The organism is Halobaculum magnesiiphilum (assembly GCF_019823105.1).
GTDB classification, from domain to species: Archaea; Halobacteriota; Halobacteria; order Halobacteriales; family Haloferacaceae; genus Halobaculum; species Halobaculum magnesiiphilum.
On sequence record NZ_CP081958.1, the window covers coordinates 2,396,244 to 2,412,302 of the forward strand.

At 60.9% G+C, this 16,059-nt stretch carries 21 protein-coding genes and 1 pseudogene; 7 read left to right on the forward strand and 15 right to left on the reverse strand.

Going from position 1 to position 16,059, the window contains the following annotated elements:
* Window positions 1-236: 236 nt before the first annotated feature.
* The 8 genes from K6T50_RS12220 to K6T50_RS12255 form a co-directional block, all read right to left on the reverse strand.
* A complete protein-coding gene (locus K6T50_RS12220; RefSeq protein ID WP_222606865.1) occupies window positions 237-1,271 on the reverse strand; it encodes a tyrosine-type recombinase/integrase in 1,035 nt (344 codons plus the stop codon).
* 298 nt (window positions 1,272-1,569) lie between these two features.
* Window positions 1,570-2,097 (reverse strand): hypothetical protein, encoded by a 528-nt coding sequence (locus K6T50_RS12225; protein WP_222606866.1) that lies wholly within the window; start codon window positions 2,095-2,097, stop codon window positions 1,570-1,572.
* The gene (locus K6T50_RS12230) at window positions 2,094-2,909 is read right to left on the reverse strand and encodes a DNA polymerase sliding clamp (RefSeq protein WP_222606867.1); all 816 of its coding nucleotides are present in this window, start codon (window positions 2,907-2,909) and stop codon (window positions 2,094-2,096) included. Before K6T50_RS12230 ends, K6T50_RS12225 begins: the two co-directional genes overlap by 4 nt.
* Window positions 2,906-3,103 carry a hypothetical protein gene (locus K6T50_RS12235; protein WP_222606868.1) on the reverse strand — a complete coding sequence of 66 codons (198 nt, stop codon included), beginning with the start codon at window positions 3,101-3,103 and terminating at the stop codon, window positions 2,906-2,908. The genes K6T50_RS12230 and K6T50_RS12235 overlap by 4 nt, the downstream gene beginning before the upstream one ends.
* The gene (locus K6T50_RS12240; protein WP_222606869.1) at window positions 3,100-3,363 is read right to left on the reverse strand and encodes a nucleoside triphosphate pyrophosphohydrolase family protein; all 264 of its coding nucleotides are present in this window, start codon (window positions 3,361-3,363) and stop codon (window positions 3,100-3,102) included. The genes K6T50_RS12235 and K6T50_RS12240 overlap by 4 nt, the downstream gene beginning before the upstream one ends.
* Window positions 3,356-3,571, reverse strand: coding sequence for a hypothetical protein (locus tag K6T50_RS12245; protein ID WP_222606870.1), 216 nt, complete (start codon window positions 3,569-3,571; stop codon window positions 3,356-3,358). The genes K6T50_RS12240 and K6T50_RS12245 overlap by 8 nt, the downstream gene beginning before the upstream one ends.
* Entirely contained in the window at window positions 3,568-3,900 is a 333-nt protein-coding gene (locus tag K6T50_RS12250) for a hypothetical protein (protein ID WP_222606871.1), read from the reverse strand. The genes K6T50_RS12245 and K6T50_RS12250 overlap by 4 nt, the downstream gene beginning before the upstream one ends.
* Entirely contained in the window at window positions 3,897-4,331 is a 435-nt protein-coding gene (locus K6T50_RS12255; RefSeq protein WP_222606872.1) for a hypothetical protein, read from the reverse strand. Before K6T50_RS12255 ends, K6T50_RS12250 begins: the two co-directional genes overlap by 4 nt.
* 242 nt (window positions 4,332-4,573) lie before the next feature.
* Between K6T50_RS12255 and K6T50_RS12260 the strand changes: the two genes are divergently transcribed.
* The 3 genes from K6T50_RS12260 (at window position 4,574) to K6T50_RS12270 (ending at window position 5,939) form a co-directional block, all read left to right on the forward strand.
* Window positions 4,574-4,840 (forward strand): helix-turn-helix domain-containing protein, encoded by a 267-nt coding sequence (locus K6T50_RS12260; RefSeq protein ID WP_225935316.1) that lies wholly within the window; start codon window positions 4,574-4,576, stop codon window positions 4,838-4,840.
* Window positions 4,841-5,214: 374 nt separating this feature from the next.
* Window positions 5,215-5,700, forward strand: a complete 486-nt coding sequence (locus K6T50_RS12265; protein WP_222606873.1) for a hypothetical protein — start codon at window positions 5,215-5,217, stop codon at window positions 5,698-5,700.
* Between the two features lie 23 nt (window positions 5,701-5,723).
* Complete coding sequence (locus K6T50_RS12270) at window positions 5,724-5,939, forward strand: hypothetical protein (RefSeq protein ID WP_222606874.1); 216 nt, start codon at window positions 5,724-5,726, stop codon at window positions 5,937-5,939.
* Window positions 5,940-5,980: 41 nt separating this feature from the next.
* Here K6T50_RS12270 and K6T50_RS12275 read toward each other — a convergent pair whose 3' ends face one another.
* The 4 genes from K6T50_RS12275 to K6T50_RS12290 all read right to left on the reverse strand — a co-directional run bounded on the left by K6T50_RS12275 (window position 5,981) and on the right by K6T50_RS12290 (window position 9,790).
* Complete coding sequence (locus tag K6T50_RS12275) at window positions 5,981-6,232, reverse strand: hypothetical protein (RefSeq protein ID WP_222606875.1); 252 nt, start codon at window positions 6,230-6,232, stop codon at window positions 5,981-5,983.
* Between the two features lie 214 nt (window positions 6,233-6,446).
* Complete coding sequence (locus K6T50_RS12280) at window positions 6,447-8,222, reverse strand: AAA family ATPase (protein WP_222606876.1); 1,776 nt, start codon at window positions 8,220-8,222, stop codon at window positions 6,447-6,449.
* Between the two features lie 213 nt (window positions 8,223-8,435).
* Window positions 8,436-9,386, reverse strand: a complete 951-nt coding sequence (locus K6T50_RS12285; protein ID WP_222606877.1) for a Cdc6/Cdc18 family protein — start codon at window positions 9,384-9,386, stop codon at window positions 8,436-8,438.
* A gap of 47 nt (window positions 9,387-9,433) precedes the next feature.
* The gene (locus K6T50_RS12290) at window positions 9,434-9,790 is read right to left on the reverse strand and encodes a hypothetical protein (RefSeq protein WP_222606878.1); all 357 of its coding nucleotides are present in this window, start codon (window positions 9,788-9,790) and stop codon (window positions 9,434-9,436) included.
* 175 nt (window positions 9,791-9,965) lie between these two features.
* Here K6T50_RS12290 and K6T50_RS12295 point away from each other — a divergent pair, with 175 nt between their 5' ends.
* From K6T50_RS12295 to K6T50_RS12300, 3 genes and pseudogenes are all read left to right on the forward strand, one after another.
* Window positions 9,966-10,715, forward strand: coding sequence for a homing endonuclease associated repeat-containing protein (locus tag K6T50_RS12295; RefSeq protein WP_222606879.1), 750 nt, complete (start codon window positions 9,966-9,968; stop codon window positions 10,713-10,715).
* Window positions 10,716-11,143: 428 nt separating this feature from the next.
* Window positions 11,144-11,236: pseudogene (locus K6T50_RS19295) on the forward strand (surface glycoprotein); the annotation flags it as partial.
* A gap of 213 nt (window positions 11,237-11,449) precedes the next feature.
* Window positions 11,450-13,855, forward strand: a complete 2,406-nt coding sequence (locus K6T50_RS12300; RefSeq protein ID WP_225935422.1) for a BGTF surface domain-containing protein — start codon at window positions 11,450-11,452, stop codon at window positions 13,853-13,855.
* A gap of 213 nt (window positions 13,856-14,068) precedes the next feature.
* Here the strand turns inward: K6T50_RS12300 and K6T50_RS12305 are convergent, their stop codons facing one another.
* The 3 genes from K6T50_RS12305 to K6T50_RS12315 form a co-directional block, all read right to left on the reverse strand.
* A complete protein-coding gene (locus tag K6T50_RS12305) occupies window positions 14,069-14,269 on the reverse strand; it encodes a hypothetical protein (protein ID WP_222606880.1) in 201 nt (66 codons plus the stop codon).
* Window positions 14,270-14,278: 9 nt separating this feature from the next.
* Entirely contained in the window at window positions 14,279-14,815 is a 537-nt protein-coding gene (locus K6T50_RS12310; protein ID WP_222606881.1) for a tyrosine-type recombinase/integrase, read from the reverse strand.
* Between the two features lie 97 nt (window positions 14,816-14,912).
* Window positions 14,913-15,179, reverse strand: a complete 267-nt coding sequence (locus tag K6T50_RS12315) for a DUF8053 family protein (RefSeq protein ID WP_222606882.1) — start codon at window positions 15,177-15,179, stop codon at window positions 14,913-14,915.
* Window positions 15,180-15,406: 227 nt separating this feature from the next.
* Between K6T50_RS12315 and K6T50_RS12320 the strand changes: the two genes are divergently transcribed.
* Window positions 15,407-16,048 carry a hypothetical protein gene (locus K6T50_RS12320; RefSeq protein WP_222606883.1) on the forward strand — a complete coding sequence of 214 codons (642 nt, stop codon included), beginning with the start codon at window positions 15,407-15,409 and terminating at the stop codon, window positions 16,046-16,048.
* Window positions 16,049-16,059: the final 11 nt, after the last annotated feature.

Sequence of the window (16,059 nt, forward strand, 5' to 3'; positions counted from 1 at the left end):
AGAACCGCCATCCTTCGCACGACGGCGTTGAGACCGCCGAGAATGTCCGTGAACTCTCTGTACTTCTCGGGTTCGTTTCGCGTGGCTACGGAGAACGTATCCGTTTCAGGGTTGTGACTCGCCGTTTTGTGGTCCTTCGAGAGCGAGACGCAACGGGATGGACTCGCTGGGAGAGCTTCAATACGGCTCTCGTGCGGATGCTGAATCCGCGAAGTGTGCTGACGCATTTCGTGTGATTACTTCTCCTGCAGGTGCTCACGACGGACAGCCATCTTCTCGTCAGGCTGCCGAGCGTCGTAGTGCCGATACAGAACTTCGAGCGAGACGTTCGCCCGCTCGCTGACGACCTCCGGCGACACGCCCCGATTCAGGTGGTCCGTGATCGAGCCGCGGCGCCACCCGTGCGGCGACCGCGACGAGGGGCACTTCGAGGGCGTGTTCGGCGCCCCGTACGCCTCGCAGCTCTCGGGCTCGCGATCGTGGGGGCACTCCGCCCACCGACACGGCTGCGTCCACCGGTAGCTGATATCGCGAAGCGTCGACTCGCTCGCCCGGCCGTTCCGCGTCGTGATCAACGGCTGGCGACCGTGCTCGTCGCGAACATCGTCCCGGTGGATCTCGATGTACTCCTCGATGAGAGCGTACAGCGGCTCACCGAGCCACACCCACCGCTCGCCCTCGCGGCCGTTCTTCAACGGCGTATCCGAGTCGGGCTGGTGCTGCAGCGAGACGGCGTGATCCTCCTCGCGGAGATCCCCGACATCGAGGCTCCGGAGCGCGCCGAGGCGCATCCCGGTGTCCCACCAGATCGCCAACACCACGTGCTCGCGTTGCGCTCGGTGGTAGCGTTCGAGGTACTGCAGGATCTGCTCGGCGGTCTCCTCGTCGACGAGCACGTCGCGCGACTCGGCACCGTCCGCGACATCCGGAGCGTGGACTCGCTCGCGAAGCCCGGGCTCGACAGCGTCGAGATCAGCCCAATATTCGAGTGCAACCCGGACCGCGGACAGCTCTTTCTGCAGCGAGATCGGCTTCACGCGCCGGCGTCGGTGGGTGACGTAGTCGGCGAGCAGCCGGCCGGTCAGGTCGTTCAGGTTCTCGATCCCGGTCTCGCGACACCACGCGAGGAACTGCTCAAGCGTAGTCTGGTTGTTCTGGTACGTCGACTTCGCGACGCGCTGCTCGCGGTGGTCGAGGAATCGCTCGACACCCTCCGACGGCGACATCGGGATGAGGTGGTCGCGGCGTCGTAGGTCGCGATCCTCACTCATCGAGACCCCGCGAAGTGACCGCTCTCGTCCCGGAGCACGTCACGATCGTCGTGGCGCACCGCGGCGTCACCGGTCGGTTCGACCGACTCGGGGCGGTGAGGACACGGACCATCGATCGCGCCGTACGAGCGCCCCTTCCACCTGCAGTGGCCCAGCTCCCGCCCGTCGGGTGTGACGGTGATCCATCGCCGGCAGGCGCGGCACTTGATGTCGCCGCAGCGTCCTGGCGGTGACGACTCGCGTACCAAGTGGCCAGGGAGCTCGACGAGAACCTCGGAAGGGGTGCGCGGAACGGTGCTCACGCGTCCTCACCTCCGTCGGGGAGATACCTGTTCGCGTTCGAAGGGGTCGGCTGCGACCGGTTCGTGACGTTCCGACCGCCGCGACCGCTCGCCGCGCGGTAGATGTCGCGGTGCTCGTCGACGGTCAGCTCGTGATCGTAGTGCGCCGTCCAATCGTCCACGTCGAGCCCGACGGCGATCGCCTTACAGCTCCTCGCGTGGAAACCGTGCGTTCCGAACGTCCACCCGGTCCGCTGCTGTAGGCGACCGCGTTCGGCGTCCGTGAGCTCGGCCTGTCCGAACCGCCGTTCCTCGTCCTCACGATCTCGCTCGACACGAGCACGGATCTGCTCCCTGTAGAACTCCGGCGTATCCTCGACGAGCCACACCGTCCGAAACCTGAGATCGCGCTCGTCGTAATGACAGAACGCGCCGAAGTCTTGTCGGATCGACCGCGCCGTCTCGATCGACGGACAGCGGATCTCGATCGCCTCCGGCGCCGGCCGTGGGATCACAGCGCGAATGTCCATGGCTGCGGCGCTCATCGTGCCTCGATCCGGGGCGCGAGCATGTTCTTCACCGAGACGCCGTCGCCGATCTCGTAGTCGAACTTCACGGGGCGCTCCGTTGCGTGCCGGAGCGTCACCTCGCTGTCGTCGGGAATCGGCTTGGTGAGGTCCTTCAGGTAGTCCGTCGAAAACAGCGACTCGTGATCGTCGGGAACCTGCCCCTCGATCAGGTCCTCCCGGCTGAACCGCTCGGATCTGCTGTCGGTATCGCCGTCGGCGTCCATCCGCCACTCACGCGCTTCAGTGTCGCCTATGAACCGGACGTAGTCGGAGACGGTGTCGGCGAGCATCACGCCACGCCGGTACTGCGACCCTTCAAGAGCCACCTTCACCGGCAGTTCGAGTTCGGGGATGTCGGGCTCACGACGGAGTGAGTCGGTATCGATCAGCGCGACGTTCGCGTCGATCGTGTCGAACTCGACGGCCAGTTTGCGTGTCTCCTGATCGAGCGACAGCGACACCAAGTCGCCCGGATCCGCGAAGTCGAGCAGCTCCCGAAGCTTCACCAGCGGAACACCGAGCTGTCCGCCCTCGCTCGCGACCTCGAACGATTCGAAGGCGTCCGAATCGAGGTGAACGCGGGCCATCGCGATGTTGCCCGGGTCCACGACCTCCGCACTAACGCCGTCCGACAGGAGGTTCAAGCGGAACTCCTCGACGATCGCGTCGATCGGATCGAGAAAGTCGTTGAGAACACGCGCCTCGATGATCGCCTCGAACGGCGCCGCGTCGTCGTTCGTCGTACTGTGCTGCTCGTCGTCGTCGCTGGTGGTCTCCGTAGAACTCATGCAGAACGCCCTCCGTCGGCCGCAACTCGCTCACTCGCCGCTCGACACCCCTTCACCCCCGCGATCTCGGCGGCCACGTCGCGGTACCACTCGCGGGCGAACTCAGCGGTCCCGGACGCCCCGATCGCGACTGAGACCTCGAACGCCCGCCGCGCCGACTCGCGCTCCTCGCGCAGTTCGGCGAGATCGCTCATCGGCCACCTCGCTGACGGCGTTCGTGGAACTGCAGCAGCAGCGCACCGAGATCGTCCAACTCCTCGTCGATCCGGTCGGGATCGCCGTCTTCGGTAGCGGTTTCGAGGACGGCCTGCGTCAGCTCACCAAGTTCCTCCTGCATGGCGAGGAGCAGCGTCTCCCGGTCCTGCAGGCCCCACTCCTCGATGTTCTCATCCGCCTTCCCGATCCAGCGGTCGAAAACGGCTGACGAGGCTCCCGCGCAGTCGCGATCAGACACGCTCGCCCACCTCCGTGACCACGTAGTCGGCGTCGCGAGCCTGGGCGAGCTGCTCGGTCGCTTCACGCGCCTCCTCAGCTCGGTCGGCGTGGATCAGACCGAGAGCGCGATCGTCGGTCTTGACGATCGCGAGGTCACGGTTCGCGAGCGCCTCGATCTGCTCGTCGGTCAGCGTGACGACCCGAACGTCGATCCCGTCGTCGCTCACGCCGACTCACCTCCGTCACCGTCGACGAACAGGTCGTCGAGCGTCCCCTCGTCGTCGGTGTCGGTCGGCTCGACACCGAGGTCGGCGGTGTACGTCTCGATCTCGTCCACGAGGAGGTTGAGCGCCTCCTCGATCGAGTCCTTCGAGCGGATCGACCCGTGGCGCGTCGTGATCGACGAGACGAGATTCTGGTAGATCGCGTCGTCCTCTTTCAGGACCTCGATACCCTGCGCAAGCCGGCGGTACTTCGCGGCCTTCTGAAACGCCGCAGAGTTCAGCACCGCCTCGATCTCCTCGTCGGACAGCTCCTCGATCGAAAAGTCGCTCACGCCGACCCACCTCCGGCGACCGTCTCAGCAGCGTCGTTCCACGCGGCATCAATCGTCTCGTCGGCGTCTTGGACATCCTCGTCGACGGCCTCGATCACGTCGCGAACGGTCGCGACGGTCGGCTCGCCGCCGACGTTCTCGATCGCGGCGATAGCGGCGACGACCTCGTTTGTGTCGTACTCGGCGAGCGGGTCCTCGCCGCCGTCGGTGGCGACTCGACGCGTGCCACCGTCGAGAGCGAACGCGACCTCGCGCAGCGTCACACCGCTCACGTCGAGCCCGCACGGCGCGAGCCGCGTCCGGCCCGGTCCGGCGCTCGCGATACCGTGGTCGGCGAGTGCGCGGCCGCAGTCGGGACGGTCGGTCTTCTCAACAATCGATTCGCCGTCTCGTGCGGGGGTTTCAAGCCCCCGTGTCGTATCGTCGTACATGGCTTTCGTGCCTATCTCACGAAGGCCCACGCGGACCCGCTGCCACCAACAGCGGGGTCCGCATCGTTTTCGAGAGGGACCCATCGGCGAACGACGGGTCCGCGAAGCGCCTTCGTGACCTACAGGTCTGAAGGTGAATGACTTAGTTCTTGCCCACAGAACTGTAGGTGTGACATACAGATTTGAATCCCGCCCGGTTGCTATGAAAATAGTAATGCGGGGCGCTGAGAGTGTCGGAATCGATGAAACCGCGGCTCCCCGAGTGGATGACTCCGGTTGACCGCGATATCCTCGAATTACTGGAGAATAGGGGGAACCGCGAACTCGTGTTGAATCCCCGGATGATCGCAGAGAATACCGATTGGAAGCGGACCACGATCCGGGAGCACGTCCGAACTCTGTTCGAGCGCGGGTTCCTCGAATACTACGATGAATCCGGGTCGATCTACCAGCTCTCAGAGAAGGGACGATCCTTTCTGGCGGGCGAACTCGAAGACGCGGAGGAGTAGTGTACGACTTCCGCGCTCGGGTGTTGTTCGTCGCGCTCCTCGTCGCCGTGTTCGGGTTCGCGCTCGCGTTCCTGTGGCTCGTGCTCTCGCTATACTGAGACAATACGAAACGCCGATGAGGCCATCTTCCAGACGGTCTGATCGCCCCGCTGAAATAATCGAACCGGTAGTGATTGTTATACCAACGACCTGAGATTTCGCAGGGGCACCGGCCTCTGGAAGCCTGTGAAATCCACCCTAACGCATATACCGAAATAGGGTTCATGGGCTTAAAAATGAAAGTGGACGAAAAACGCCCTACGGAGGCCGATTCTGCAAGGAATCCTGCTGTCTGACGAGGGTTTAACCCTGAGAATACCTTCCTGCGTAAGTAGATGCGAAGTACGACGATCGCCGGTGCGGGGGCGCCGGTCCTCCAGAGCGTTTCAGAACTCGACATCGCGCTCAAAATTTTGGAATTTGGAGCGCTCCTCCTCCCGCTGATTTTGATCGCCAGCCGGTTTCTCTTCGAGATCGGACGGGAGACTCTAAGTGAACGCGAGCAGATCCAGATCGTACAGTTTCTTTCAGCAGGAGCGTTTTCCCTTGTCCTTGCTGTCGGTTTGGCCGCCCAACGAATTGGGCAATCGCTCGACGGGTCGCTATTTGTCGGTTTACTCTTGCTATACCTCGCATACGGTGCGTTCACCCTCACCGGGATCACCGTGTTCACATCTGAGTACGATCCATTCCAGTCGCTGCTGGGGGACTTCGAGTCCGAAGATACCAACGACGATATCGAACAGGTGCATTTAGGAGAGTTCAGCGATAAGGTCGAGTCGAAAGAGGAGTCCCAAACTGAACTGGAAAACAGCGAGTAACCAGTTCTGGAGGACTCTATCCCATGAGTCTCGCACGTCAAGAACTCAAGCGACTCGAACACGGCGCATACATCGGGTCGATCGCAACGCTTGCCCTTCTCACATTGTGGATAGCCGTGAGTGGCCTGATTTCGATGCCAGGAATTCAGAATCTCATCGGTGCCCTCGCGGCAACCGCAGCGTTCTTCGTCCTTGCCATCCGCGGCTACATCTACTACGTAGCACGGAGCGGTAGCTGAGGACCGGCCAGCTGAAGCTGAGAGTGTATTCATCACCCTGATCACTCCGTGATCACGTCGAGGTGCAGCCCGAGCCGGCGGATCATTGACTCGCACCACGCCGCCATCCCGCAGGTGCCCTCGTAGATCGCCACGTCGTCGTCAGTCACGCGGAACCGTTCGCGCTCGTTGCCGCGCCGGAGGGTCAGCTCGACCTCGCCCGAGCGGAACTCGTTCTCGTCGATATCGAATCGGACCTCCGGTTCGTCGTCGTCGGAGTCCTGCGGAACCAGGACACGATCACTCGTCGACATGCGACCGATGCGAGCGCAGAGTCACACTTGAAGCGCTGAGAGAACCGGACTTCATTTCAACTGGAAACCAGCAAAACACCAGACAGCACAGACACGGAGATCGACTTCCCGACAGCTCTCCCTCAAATTACGCCACTTCCAAACACGAATTTTGCAAAACCAGTACTTCCGTCAGACTGGCACAGTTGAACTTTCAGACGGTTACTAACAGAGCTCAATTTGAGGCCAGTTCTTGGATTTCTCTGATAAGCCGTTTCAATTCTGAATCGATCTCAACCTCATCCATATGACGAGCAATCATCGCACCGTGAGTCTCTTCATCGTACGAAACTGGTGCGTCTTCGAATTCCTGATAGAGATCTTTGAGTACTTCTTTCTTGTTCGGACGACTTTCACTGTCTTCTATATATCTCTCCACTTCCGATAGATCATAGCGAAAAGCATCGGATATGGCCTCTGGAGCCTTCAACAAATACGATTCAATACAGTATTCATTAAGAGCATATATCTTCGGAGTTTCAAGAATCTCCTCAAGTTCTTCCTCCTTCTCCTCTGGGTCTTGGTCATCCGAATCGACCACAAATCTGTATGGAATTCGGAGCCTGCCCACAATATGCGAGAGTTCGGCTCCGTGTTTTCTCAACCGTGAACCACCCAAGGGATGGAGTGTCACACCGAGCTCGTCAAAGGAAGAGTATCTCTCAGAGGTATCCGCGAGTGTTTTACTAAACTCTTCTAAGATTCGTTGATCGGATCGTCCCTCTACAAACACAACTACAGATGATTGGAATAACTCGCTTTTCTCGTAACCCAGATCAATCAATACATCATCAACCTCGCGGTCACCAATCCCTTGAATCGAGGTTCTGCCTGTTTCTTGATCCCGATCCACCCTCACAATGCTATTCGCCTTACTCAGATCCACAAAGACCTCGGAGTGCGTCGAGATGATTACTTGTGGTCCGTTCTCCTGAGTTACTACATCCTGTATTAAATTGAAGATTTTACGCTCAGCACTGGGATGCAAGTGTAATTCAGGTTCCTCAATCAACAGTAGATCCGTATCCTCTTTTGCAAGCACGATCTGTGTAATGAGAGTTAGAATTTGCTTGGATCCTGCTGAGATCTCCTCAAAGTCAAAACCTTCAGAAAAACCGACTTCATCCATGGCTACCGTTGTATTTCGATTTCCCCGCAGCGGAGTCCGGATGTTTTCAACCCCCTCCATCACCTCATAGTAGGTTTCAGCAATTTCTTGGAAATGGTCATCAGGTCGATCTCGTAGCGTGTGAAGCACCTGAGTCAAGTTATCTCCGTCAGTTTCCAAGTCCACAGTGTTTAGAACTTCTTTAGAATCATCTGGATTCCGAAAGGCACCTACCGCCTTCCAAGATTGAACTGACTTCTCAATGATATCGGAGACACAACTCCAGACACCTCCACCAGTGCTAGCACTACGAAACACCAGCTCATCATCATCCGGTAGCGAGTACAGCAGGACTGTTCTTATTGAATCATTTATATTAGTAAAATATATTGGGATCCGACGATCTCCAAAATTCGCTGTGTATAAATCAGCCCCAGCAACCCCTGAAGGTCCCAAATTCCGGTGGTGATAAATAAAGCGTAAATAGTCATTTTCTTGCCATCGATCGATCTCCGATTCAGATACCGGTTCGCGGTCTCTTATCCGCTCATACACGGTTTTTAGCTCTTCATCGGTTAATCTAAATCGGGCATAAATCCGGAGCTTCTGATCAAATTTCTTCCCCGAAACACGTGACATCTTCCAACTATTACTTAAAACTCCCGCGCCGGTCAATGTCTCATAATCAATCAACGAACTGAGAATATTTGATTTTCCGGAATTATTCTTCCCGACAACTACGTTGAGGGAATCAAGAGAGAAATCATGGTACTCAACAATGCTCTTGTAGCCACCAAGACCCCATTCAACTAAGTCCATCCCTTGTTGCCTGTTGAAATCCAAACTTCTTGAAACTATGTGAGAGGGTTGAGTCCTTTGACCGGTCTAGTATCTCTGAGATATCACAGTTAGAAATTCGACAATCAGAATATGAGCATTTCAGGGTTATACGCGCTGGGCTACTGGGTTGTAATTGCTGATACGCTGGGTAGAATGCAGCCATATCACCACTTAGAGTGTTTGACAATCTAATTTTCAAAAGAGGTATCAAAGTCACTATTCCGCTTCTGCGATCGACAAATACCGCGTTCCCCTCCCACTCCCCTTCTTCCTGATACACCCGTACCGAACGAGCACGTTCAGATACCGGCGGCGGTCGTGACCGTCGGCGTCCGGGTATTCGACTTCGAACAAGTCCGCGAGCTCGCCTGCCGTGATCTCGCCGGCGTCGTCGATCATGTGCTTCAGCAGTCGATGCGGTGTGTCGAGGCGGTCGACGTTGTACCGCCGGATCGATTCCATCGCCGGCTCGCGAACGTCGGCGATCAGCGCCGGCGTGACCCGCTCGTCTTCTGATTTTCCCTTGACGTACGCCTCCCGGAGGATCGAGATCGCCTCGCGGGCGTTCCCCGCAGCGGTATCGGCGATCACCTCTATCGTCCCGTCCGTGATCCCGCTGAGATCGCCGGCGTCGATGCGCGCTTCGAGGATGTCGACGAGCTCGCGCTGCGAATACCGGCTCAACTCGATGTGCGGGCCGGTCCTTAGTCGCGACGCGGTCGCGGAATCGAGCCGGGCGGCGAACCGCTCGTAGTCGTGAACTACGAAGATCGGTGTCACGCCGTCCGCCTCAAAGAGCACGTGCGGGAGGTGTTCGTCTTCGATGTGTTCCGCCTCGTCGAGCGTGAGGACGATCGGCGAGTCGGCCTCCTCCATCTGTGCCAGCAGAGACGACGAGGCCTCCGCCTTCGGCGACGAGCGCGATTTCAGTCCGGCGTCGACGAGCGCTTCTTCGAGGATCGCCGTCCGAGACCGAGTTCGAAGGCAGTCGACGTGCGCGGTGTTCACCGCCGTCTCTCGCTGCAGCTCGCCGACCGCGAACCGGGCGACAGCCGTTTTTCCAGCACCAGTCGGCCCGGAGAGACAGATCGGGTACGCCGGCTGATCCGAGCGGAGGGGGTCGAGGGCACTCGTCAACTGCCGGAGTGTCGCGTCTCGATGCGGCATCCGCTCGGGAACTCGATCCAGTTCGAGTACCCGCGGGACGGACACGGTTACTCCGCTCGCCATTGGTGCCGGGGGTGGATCCAGTCCCACTCGTTCAGGTCGACATCGGCGAAGTACTCGCCGCGACCGGCGTACCGGATCTCCTCGGGAACGTCCCGAGCGAGATCGTCGACGCCGTCCGCGTCGAAGCTCGCGGCGACGACGTGGTTCCAGAAGTAGTCCCAGAAGAGCGCGATCTCGCAGTCATTGACGAGCCCGAGCAGCTCGTAGCGACCCTCGTCGGTTTCGGTGAGGTGGCGGGTCATGCTGACGGCCTCGCTCGGGGAGCGGTGCTCGGCGATCGTCCACGTGAGTTCGCCTTGGACGTGTGTGAACGTCCCCGTGCTCTCGGTTGTTCCAGACATCAACTCAGTACCGACCCCGTTCGGTATTAGAAGCGAGCCATGGGCGGAGTGTAAGTGAACGGACCCGGATGCGGGTAGGGATCGGCGGTGGAAGTGAACGGAATCGCTCCCTCGCTGTTGCAGCGAGAAAGTCACTGTCCGAACGTTCAAACGCCCGTCCGGATATCACCCACGTATGCCCTACAGCGATGACGACCTGATCGAAGACATCCGCGGCGTCGCTGCCGAAGTCGGCGGGAAGCCGACTCTCAACGACTATCGCGAACACGGCACCGCCGCGGTGACGACGATCTACGATCGCTTCGGCTCGTGGCAAGACGCACTTGACGCAGCCGGCTACGAACCACGCGAACCCGACTCGGCAGTCACCGACGAGGAGTTACTCGACGAACTCGGCAGACTTGTCGACGAACTGGGGGAGCGGCCGACGGCTACCGACATGAACGATCACGGCGCGTACTGGGCGTCGACGTACCGCCGCGCGTTTGGGTCGTGGAATAATGCCCTCGAAGCCGCAGGGATCGACTCCTCACCCAGCCAGGACCGCCAGCCTGTTTCCGACGACGCGCTCCTCGAAGAACTCGAACGCGTGGCCGAGCAGGTCAATGGGACACCCACCACGCGCGCGATGGAACAACATGGTGAGCACAGTCCGAACACCTACATCCGGCGCTTCGGTTCGTGGAACGACGCCGTCACAGCAGCCGGCTTCGAGCCGAACGAAGAGGTTGGCACCGAGACGGTGACGACTGAGGAACTCATCGATGAGTTGCACCGCCTCGCTGATGAGATCGGCGACCGTCCTGTCGCCGATGACCTCCGCAAGCACGGCAAGCACGCCCTCCGCACGTATCAACAACGGTTCGGCTCGTGGTCGGCGGCGCTGGAGGCGGCGTTCGACGACGAGTCGACCGAGGACGCGTAGCTGAAGCTTCAGTACTGGTGCGCGTATCGAATACGATCACCCACCGAAAACGAGGGCGCCGGCGGGCCCTACCCTGGCCACGCCGTGCCCGTGTGGGCCCGTTCGCACATACCTGATCAAGGTAATTATCGGTTTGGATCGGACGAACGGCCGCTTATATTGGATACCACTCAGACCCTCGCGATCCCGATTCCGCCGAAATCGGCAGTTACGGGGGCTGTGAAGGAGTAACACACCCCGAAGATCCACACAAAGTATTTACCAGTCACGTCAGAATGGGTGTCTGTACCCCTACCCATGGCTGCTGATGTGAACCGCTCCGAGTCACGCCGGTACGGGATCGGTCGTGGCACGCGTCTCGAAAGGAGTCGGTTGCATGAGTGGTCGGATGCAGTGCGGTGCGATGCAGTTGCGAACTAACGCAAACCATGACAGACAACAATAACAAGATCCGCGCGCTGTTCCTGACAGCGCTGATGGTGTTCAGCGTCTTCGCTGGCACTGTCGCGTTTACAGGGACTGCGGCTGCGGACGTTGGCACAATTGACGCTGCCTCGGCGAGTGATGTCACCGCCGGAGCGGACAGTGCTACTCAGACCGTCGCATTCGACGTGACGGTCCAAGATACGGCAGACGAACAGATCACGGTAGACTACGCGACTGGTAACATTACCAGTGCTTCAATTAGCAGTGTCACTGACACCACTGGTAATATCACCGCCGACAATCTGTCGGTGGCCAGCGCAACGAGCATTACGCTCGACGTTAATGGCTCCGCAGCGAGCGACGAGGGCACTATTACGCTGAGTGTCACTCACGACCTCACGAACGTCGCTCCCGCTGACGGCGTCGAGGTCACCATTGACGATGCCGGCGGCACCAACGATGCTACCGCAGCAACGCCGACGTTCGACATCACCGCTCCGTCCGGCTCTGACGACGGTGAGGTCGTCTACGAGGCTGACGGCGAGAGCGGCGTCTCGCTGATCTACTCCGGCCAGACGTTCAACGCGACTACGCTCCAGCCGAACACGGAGTACCAGCTGCGCTCGGTCGACGAGACCAGCGGTGACGACATCACCTCCAGCACGTTCGAGAACGACTACACCACGAACGCGGACGGTGAGCTCGTCGAGATCAGCTCCGACGGCCTCGAAACTGGTGACTACTTCATCAGTGGTCCGGGCGTGACGGCGACGACGAACAACACGCTCGAGATCGTCGAGCAGCAGTTCTCGGCTGAGTTCGCCGACGACACCGTCGATAACGAGGGGTCCACCACGACCGACCTCGAGATCGACGGGAACCGCGACGGCTTCGAAGTCATCGTCGACTCCGAGGATCTCGACTACGACGATGACGAGCTTGACGACATCTTCGGTGACAGCTTCAGCGTCCGCGAGGACGATGAGGACGAGCAGTTCATCATCGAGGGTGTCGAGGACGGCGCATTCGAGACGAACTTCTCGGGTGTCGACGAGGGTCAGTACAACTTCACCTTCGAGGTTGTTGACACTGGCGTCACGAGCGACGCCTCCATCACTGTGAACGACGTTGGTGAGGGTGAGGCTGACCTCGGGGAGAGCTCCGTCAGCGTCAACCAGGGTGGCATCGCGACGTTCAACGTCACGATGAACGACGCCGCGCAGGGCGGCGACGCAACGGTGCTTGTCGGTGACATCGGGGAAGACGGCTATCAGGCCAACGTCTCCGTCACCGACGGCAACGACGACGGTGTTGTCTCGTTCAACTTCAACACCTACACGGCCGGTATGAACAGCTCCACCAAGACTGTCGTCACGCTCGCTGGTGACAGCGTCGGCACTGACGACGAGGTCGAGCTGACCAACAAGAACTCCGAGGACTACGAGCGCCTCGGCGACATCCTCGACACGGGCGACTACCTCGTGTCCGTGGGTGTCGGTGGCAACCAGACCGTTGCCGACAACCCGGACAACGTCGGCACGTTCATCGTGAACGAGCGGACTGCGCCCGAACAGACGCTCTGGCGCACGAGCCAGACCACGTATGATGACGTTGGGGACGCCATCGCCGACGACGACGTCGACGAGCAGCAGGCGATCCTCGACGCCATCGAGAACGACCAGGTGACGCAGACTGACACCGTCGCGATCGACGATGACGGTCCGCGCGACGACATCCTGGTTCACCAGCTTAGCGCCCCCGGCCTGCAGGGTCTCATCGAGAACGCCAGCGCTGACGGCGACTCGACGACGGCAGCCTTCTTCAAGGCGACCCAGCAGGACAACGGATTCGACTCGGACGAGCAGGCACTGAACGTCGTCTTCGAGGAGGAGAACCCCGGAGCCAACCAGGATGCGACCACGGTTGACATCTCCGAGGCGTTCACCGACGCCAGTGATGCTGCGAACTCCATGACCGTCGTCTACGACGAGGGTGAGGAGCAGTACTTCATCTTCGTCGACGCGGCCGCGCTCGAAGCCAACGGCTTCGAGGACGGTGACGAGGTCAACGTCGACATCTCCGTCCAGGACCAGCGTCTCCTCAACATCGACGAGACCGCTGACTCGGACGAGCGCATGGACGACTTCCAGACGACCTCGGCGAACTTCAGCGTCGAAGCCGCCGAGATTGACTTCGACTTGAACGCTGACGACGAGATCGAAGCTGTCGTCGGTGACGACGCCACGGTCTCGGGCACGACGAACGTCGCGCCCGGGACGGAGTTCACGCTCCGCGTCCAGTCGACTGACGACACCGAGCCGCGCTTCATCGAGACGCAGACCGCGACCGTTCAGGCGGACGGTACGTTCAACGCCTCGTACGACCTGAGCGAGAACGCTGCGGGCGACACCTTCGAGGCGTCCACGCAGCAGGCAGCGGTCTCCGCGTCGGCTGACGGTGTGCTCGTCGAGAGCATCTCGACGGAGACGCCGACGCCGGACGACGGTACGCCGACGGACACCGCGACGCCGGACGACGGTACGCCGACGGCCACCGCGACGCCTGACGAGGGCACGCCGACGGCCACCGCGACGCCTGACGAGGGCACGCCGACGGCGACCCAGACGTCCACGTCGACGCCCGGCTTCGGTGCCGTGCTGGCAGTCATCGCCCTCATCGGCGCTGCGCTGCTGGCAGTCCGCCGCGACAACTAACTAACCACGACTGACCGGGCGTAACCCGGTCACCTTCCGCTTCACGCGGACCCTTTCTTTCGACGCGCTCACACCGACCAGCGGCGGTGCTGTCGATTACTGCTTTGTTCTATAACGCAGACCCACGGCGATCGGGCCCGAGATCACCCGTTCCTCGAAACTGAACACTGAATCACGCTGTCGCCGACGCGCCGTTGTTCAGATCGGGGCGATCTACTCCTCAGCGAGGACGTACGCGCTGTCGATCTCGGGGTGCTCCTCGACGACGCCCTCGACGAGTAGATCGCCGAGAGCGTGCTTCACGTCGACCTCGTCGTACTCCTCGGCGAGTGCTTCGACGAGGCGGTCCTTCGTTCGGGAACCCGGCTGTTCGAGGTTTTCGACGATCGTGGCGTGGACAGATCGGTCCTTCATGTTCAGTTTTCACCAGAGTTCCTCGGCTTCGGCGTCGAGCTGCGTGCCTGCGTACTGCAGGTAGTCGTTCGCGCTCGATAGGTCGGCATGGCCCATCGTCTGGCGGATGTACTGCGGGGTCGCACCGCGCGCCGCGATCAGCGTCCCGTAGGTGTGCCGGAGGACGTGCGGCGTGATCTTCTTCCGGAGGTCGGTCTCGGCAGCCACACGCTTCACGCGGTTCGTCACGGTCTGTCGAGTCGCGTCGTACGCCTCGTGATAGCTGAAGTAGTCGCGGAGGCGCCGCACCGTCCCCGGATGCTTCAGCGGGATCGTCCGCGCGGAGTGCTCGGTCTTCGGCGTCCACTCACCCTCGGCGGGCGGCACGCGCAACCGTTCGGCCTGCCAGTCGATCCAGTCGTCGCGGAGGTGCGCGAGTTCGTCCGCTCGCAGCCCGGTGTGAGCGAGTGTGTAGATCGTCACTTGGTGGTCGAGATCACGCCCGTCAGCAGCGTCGAGGAGGTCGTCGAGCTCGGGTTCGGTGAGGGGTTCCCTTGTCCATGCCATAGCTGACAGTAAAACTACTTTCCACCGAGACGTAAATACGGCCCGTGCGGACCTCCGAACGCCGGTCGACTTTGACAGACGTGTAGCTCTGTAAAACTCAATCCGCCGTCTGCGTCCGCCCGAACGCGTCCTGCTGCATGAGCCGCTGCGCGGCGAGCCGCTCGACGACCTCGGTCTCCTCCGCATCCGGAACGCGCGCGTCGTCGACGAGCCGCACCAGATAGACGCGGCGCCCGAGTCGGTCGACCACGAGGTTCTGCTGCTCGGGAATCTCGCCGTCGTCGTCGAGGACGCCGTCGCGTTCGAGTCCGTCCTTCGGGAGCGTCACGAGCCCGCTGCCACTCCGTCGCTGCAGTGTTTGCATATTCTATCCCACCTGACTATCGCATATAAACGGCCCGTGCGTACCCATAGCGACACCACGCGATACCCGTTCTGCTGAGGTTCTAGTTCGGGGGTCGGGTTCTACTGGTAACTTCGTCGCGACGGCCCTCGCGAGGGGATGTAACCGGCGTCGGCCGGACCGGATCCGGCGCCGAACCGCCGCAGGGCGGGCCGATTCGCGCGGGGACAACCAGTCATTACTCCGCCATGAGCCAATCAGGATCACAGCCACAGCGCCAGCCGCTCGGCTCGCGCGAGAACTTTTTCGCGTTCGAGGCGGGCGAGTACGAACGAGACGACCAGGAACCGCAGGGACACACGGTGAAAGCGGGTGTCAACCGCGAGGGGTGGATCGCGAAGTCGATCCTGTTCCGACACCCGAACGCCGACGTGTTGTGTCCTCACTGTTTCCACGAGTTCGAGGCGATCGCCGAGCTGTCGGACCCCGAGGATTACGTCGATCGTTCGCGGATCGTCGTCGACGAGCGGTACCTCGGGGCGCCGACGGACGCCGAGCCCGACGAGGGTGAGCAACTCGACCTCTCGGCGCTCGCCGACGGCGGGTACTCGCTTCTCCGCGAGCTGGCGACGGAGGAGCGGTACGCCGACCACCGGCGACACCGGTATTGTCCGGACTGCGGCCTGATTAGCTTCGGCGGCCTCCTCGCGGACCTCCCGACCGACCAGTTCCGCGAGGTCGTCGGACACGTCCTCGACGCCGTCGGGCACGTGCCGGACGGGCGGCGCCAGGACCTCCGCAGCGACGCGATGGATCGCAAGCGCGGCGGCCTCTCGGACGTGGCGAACGTCGAGACGCTGGTCCGCGACCTCAATTCGACCGACAGTTAACACAGCGATTT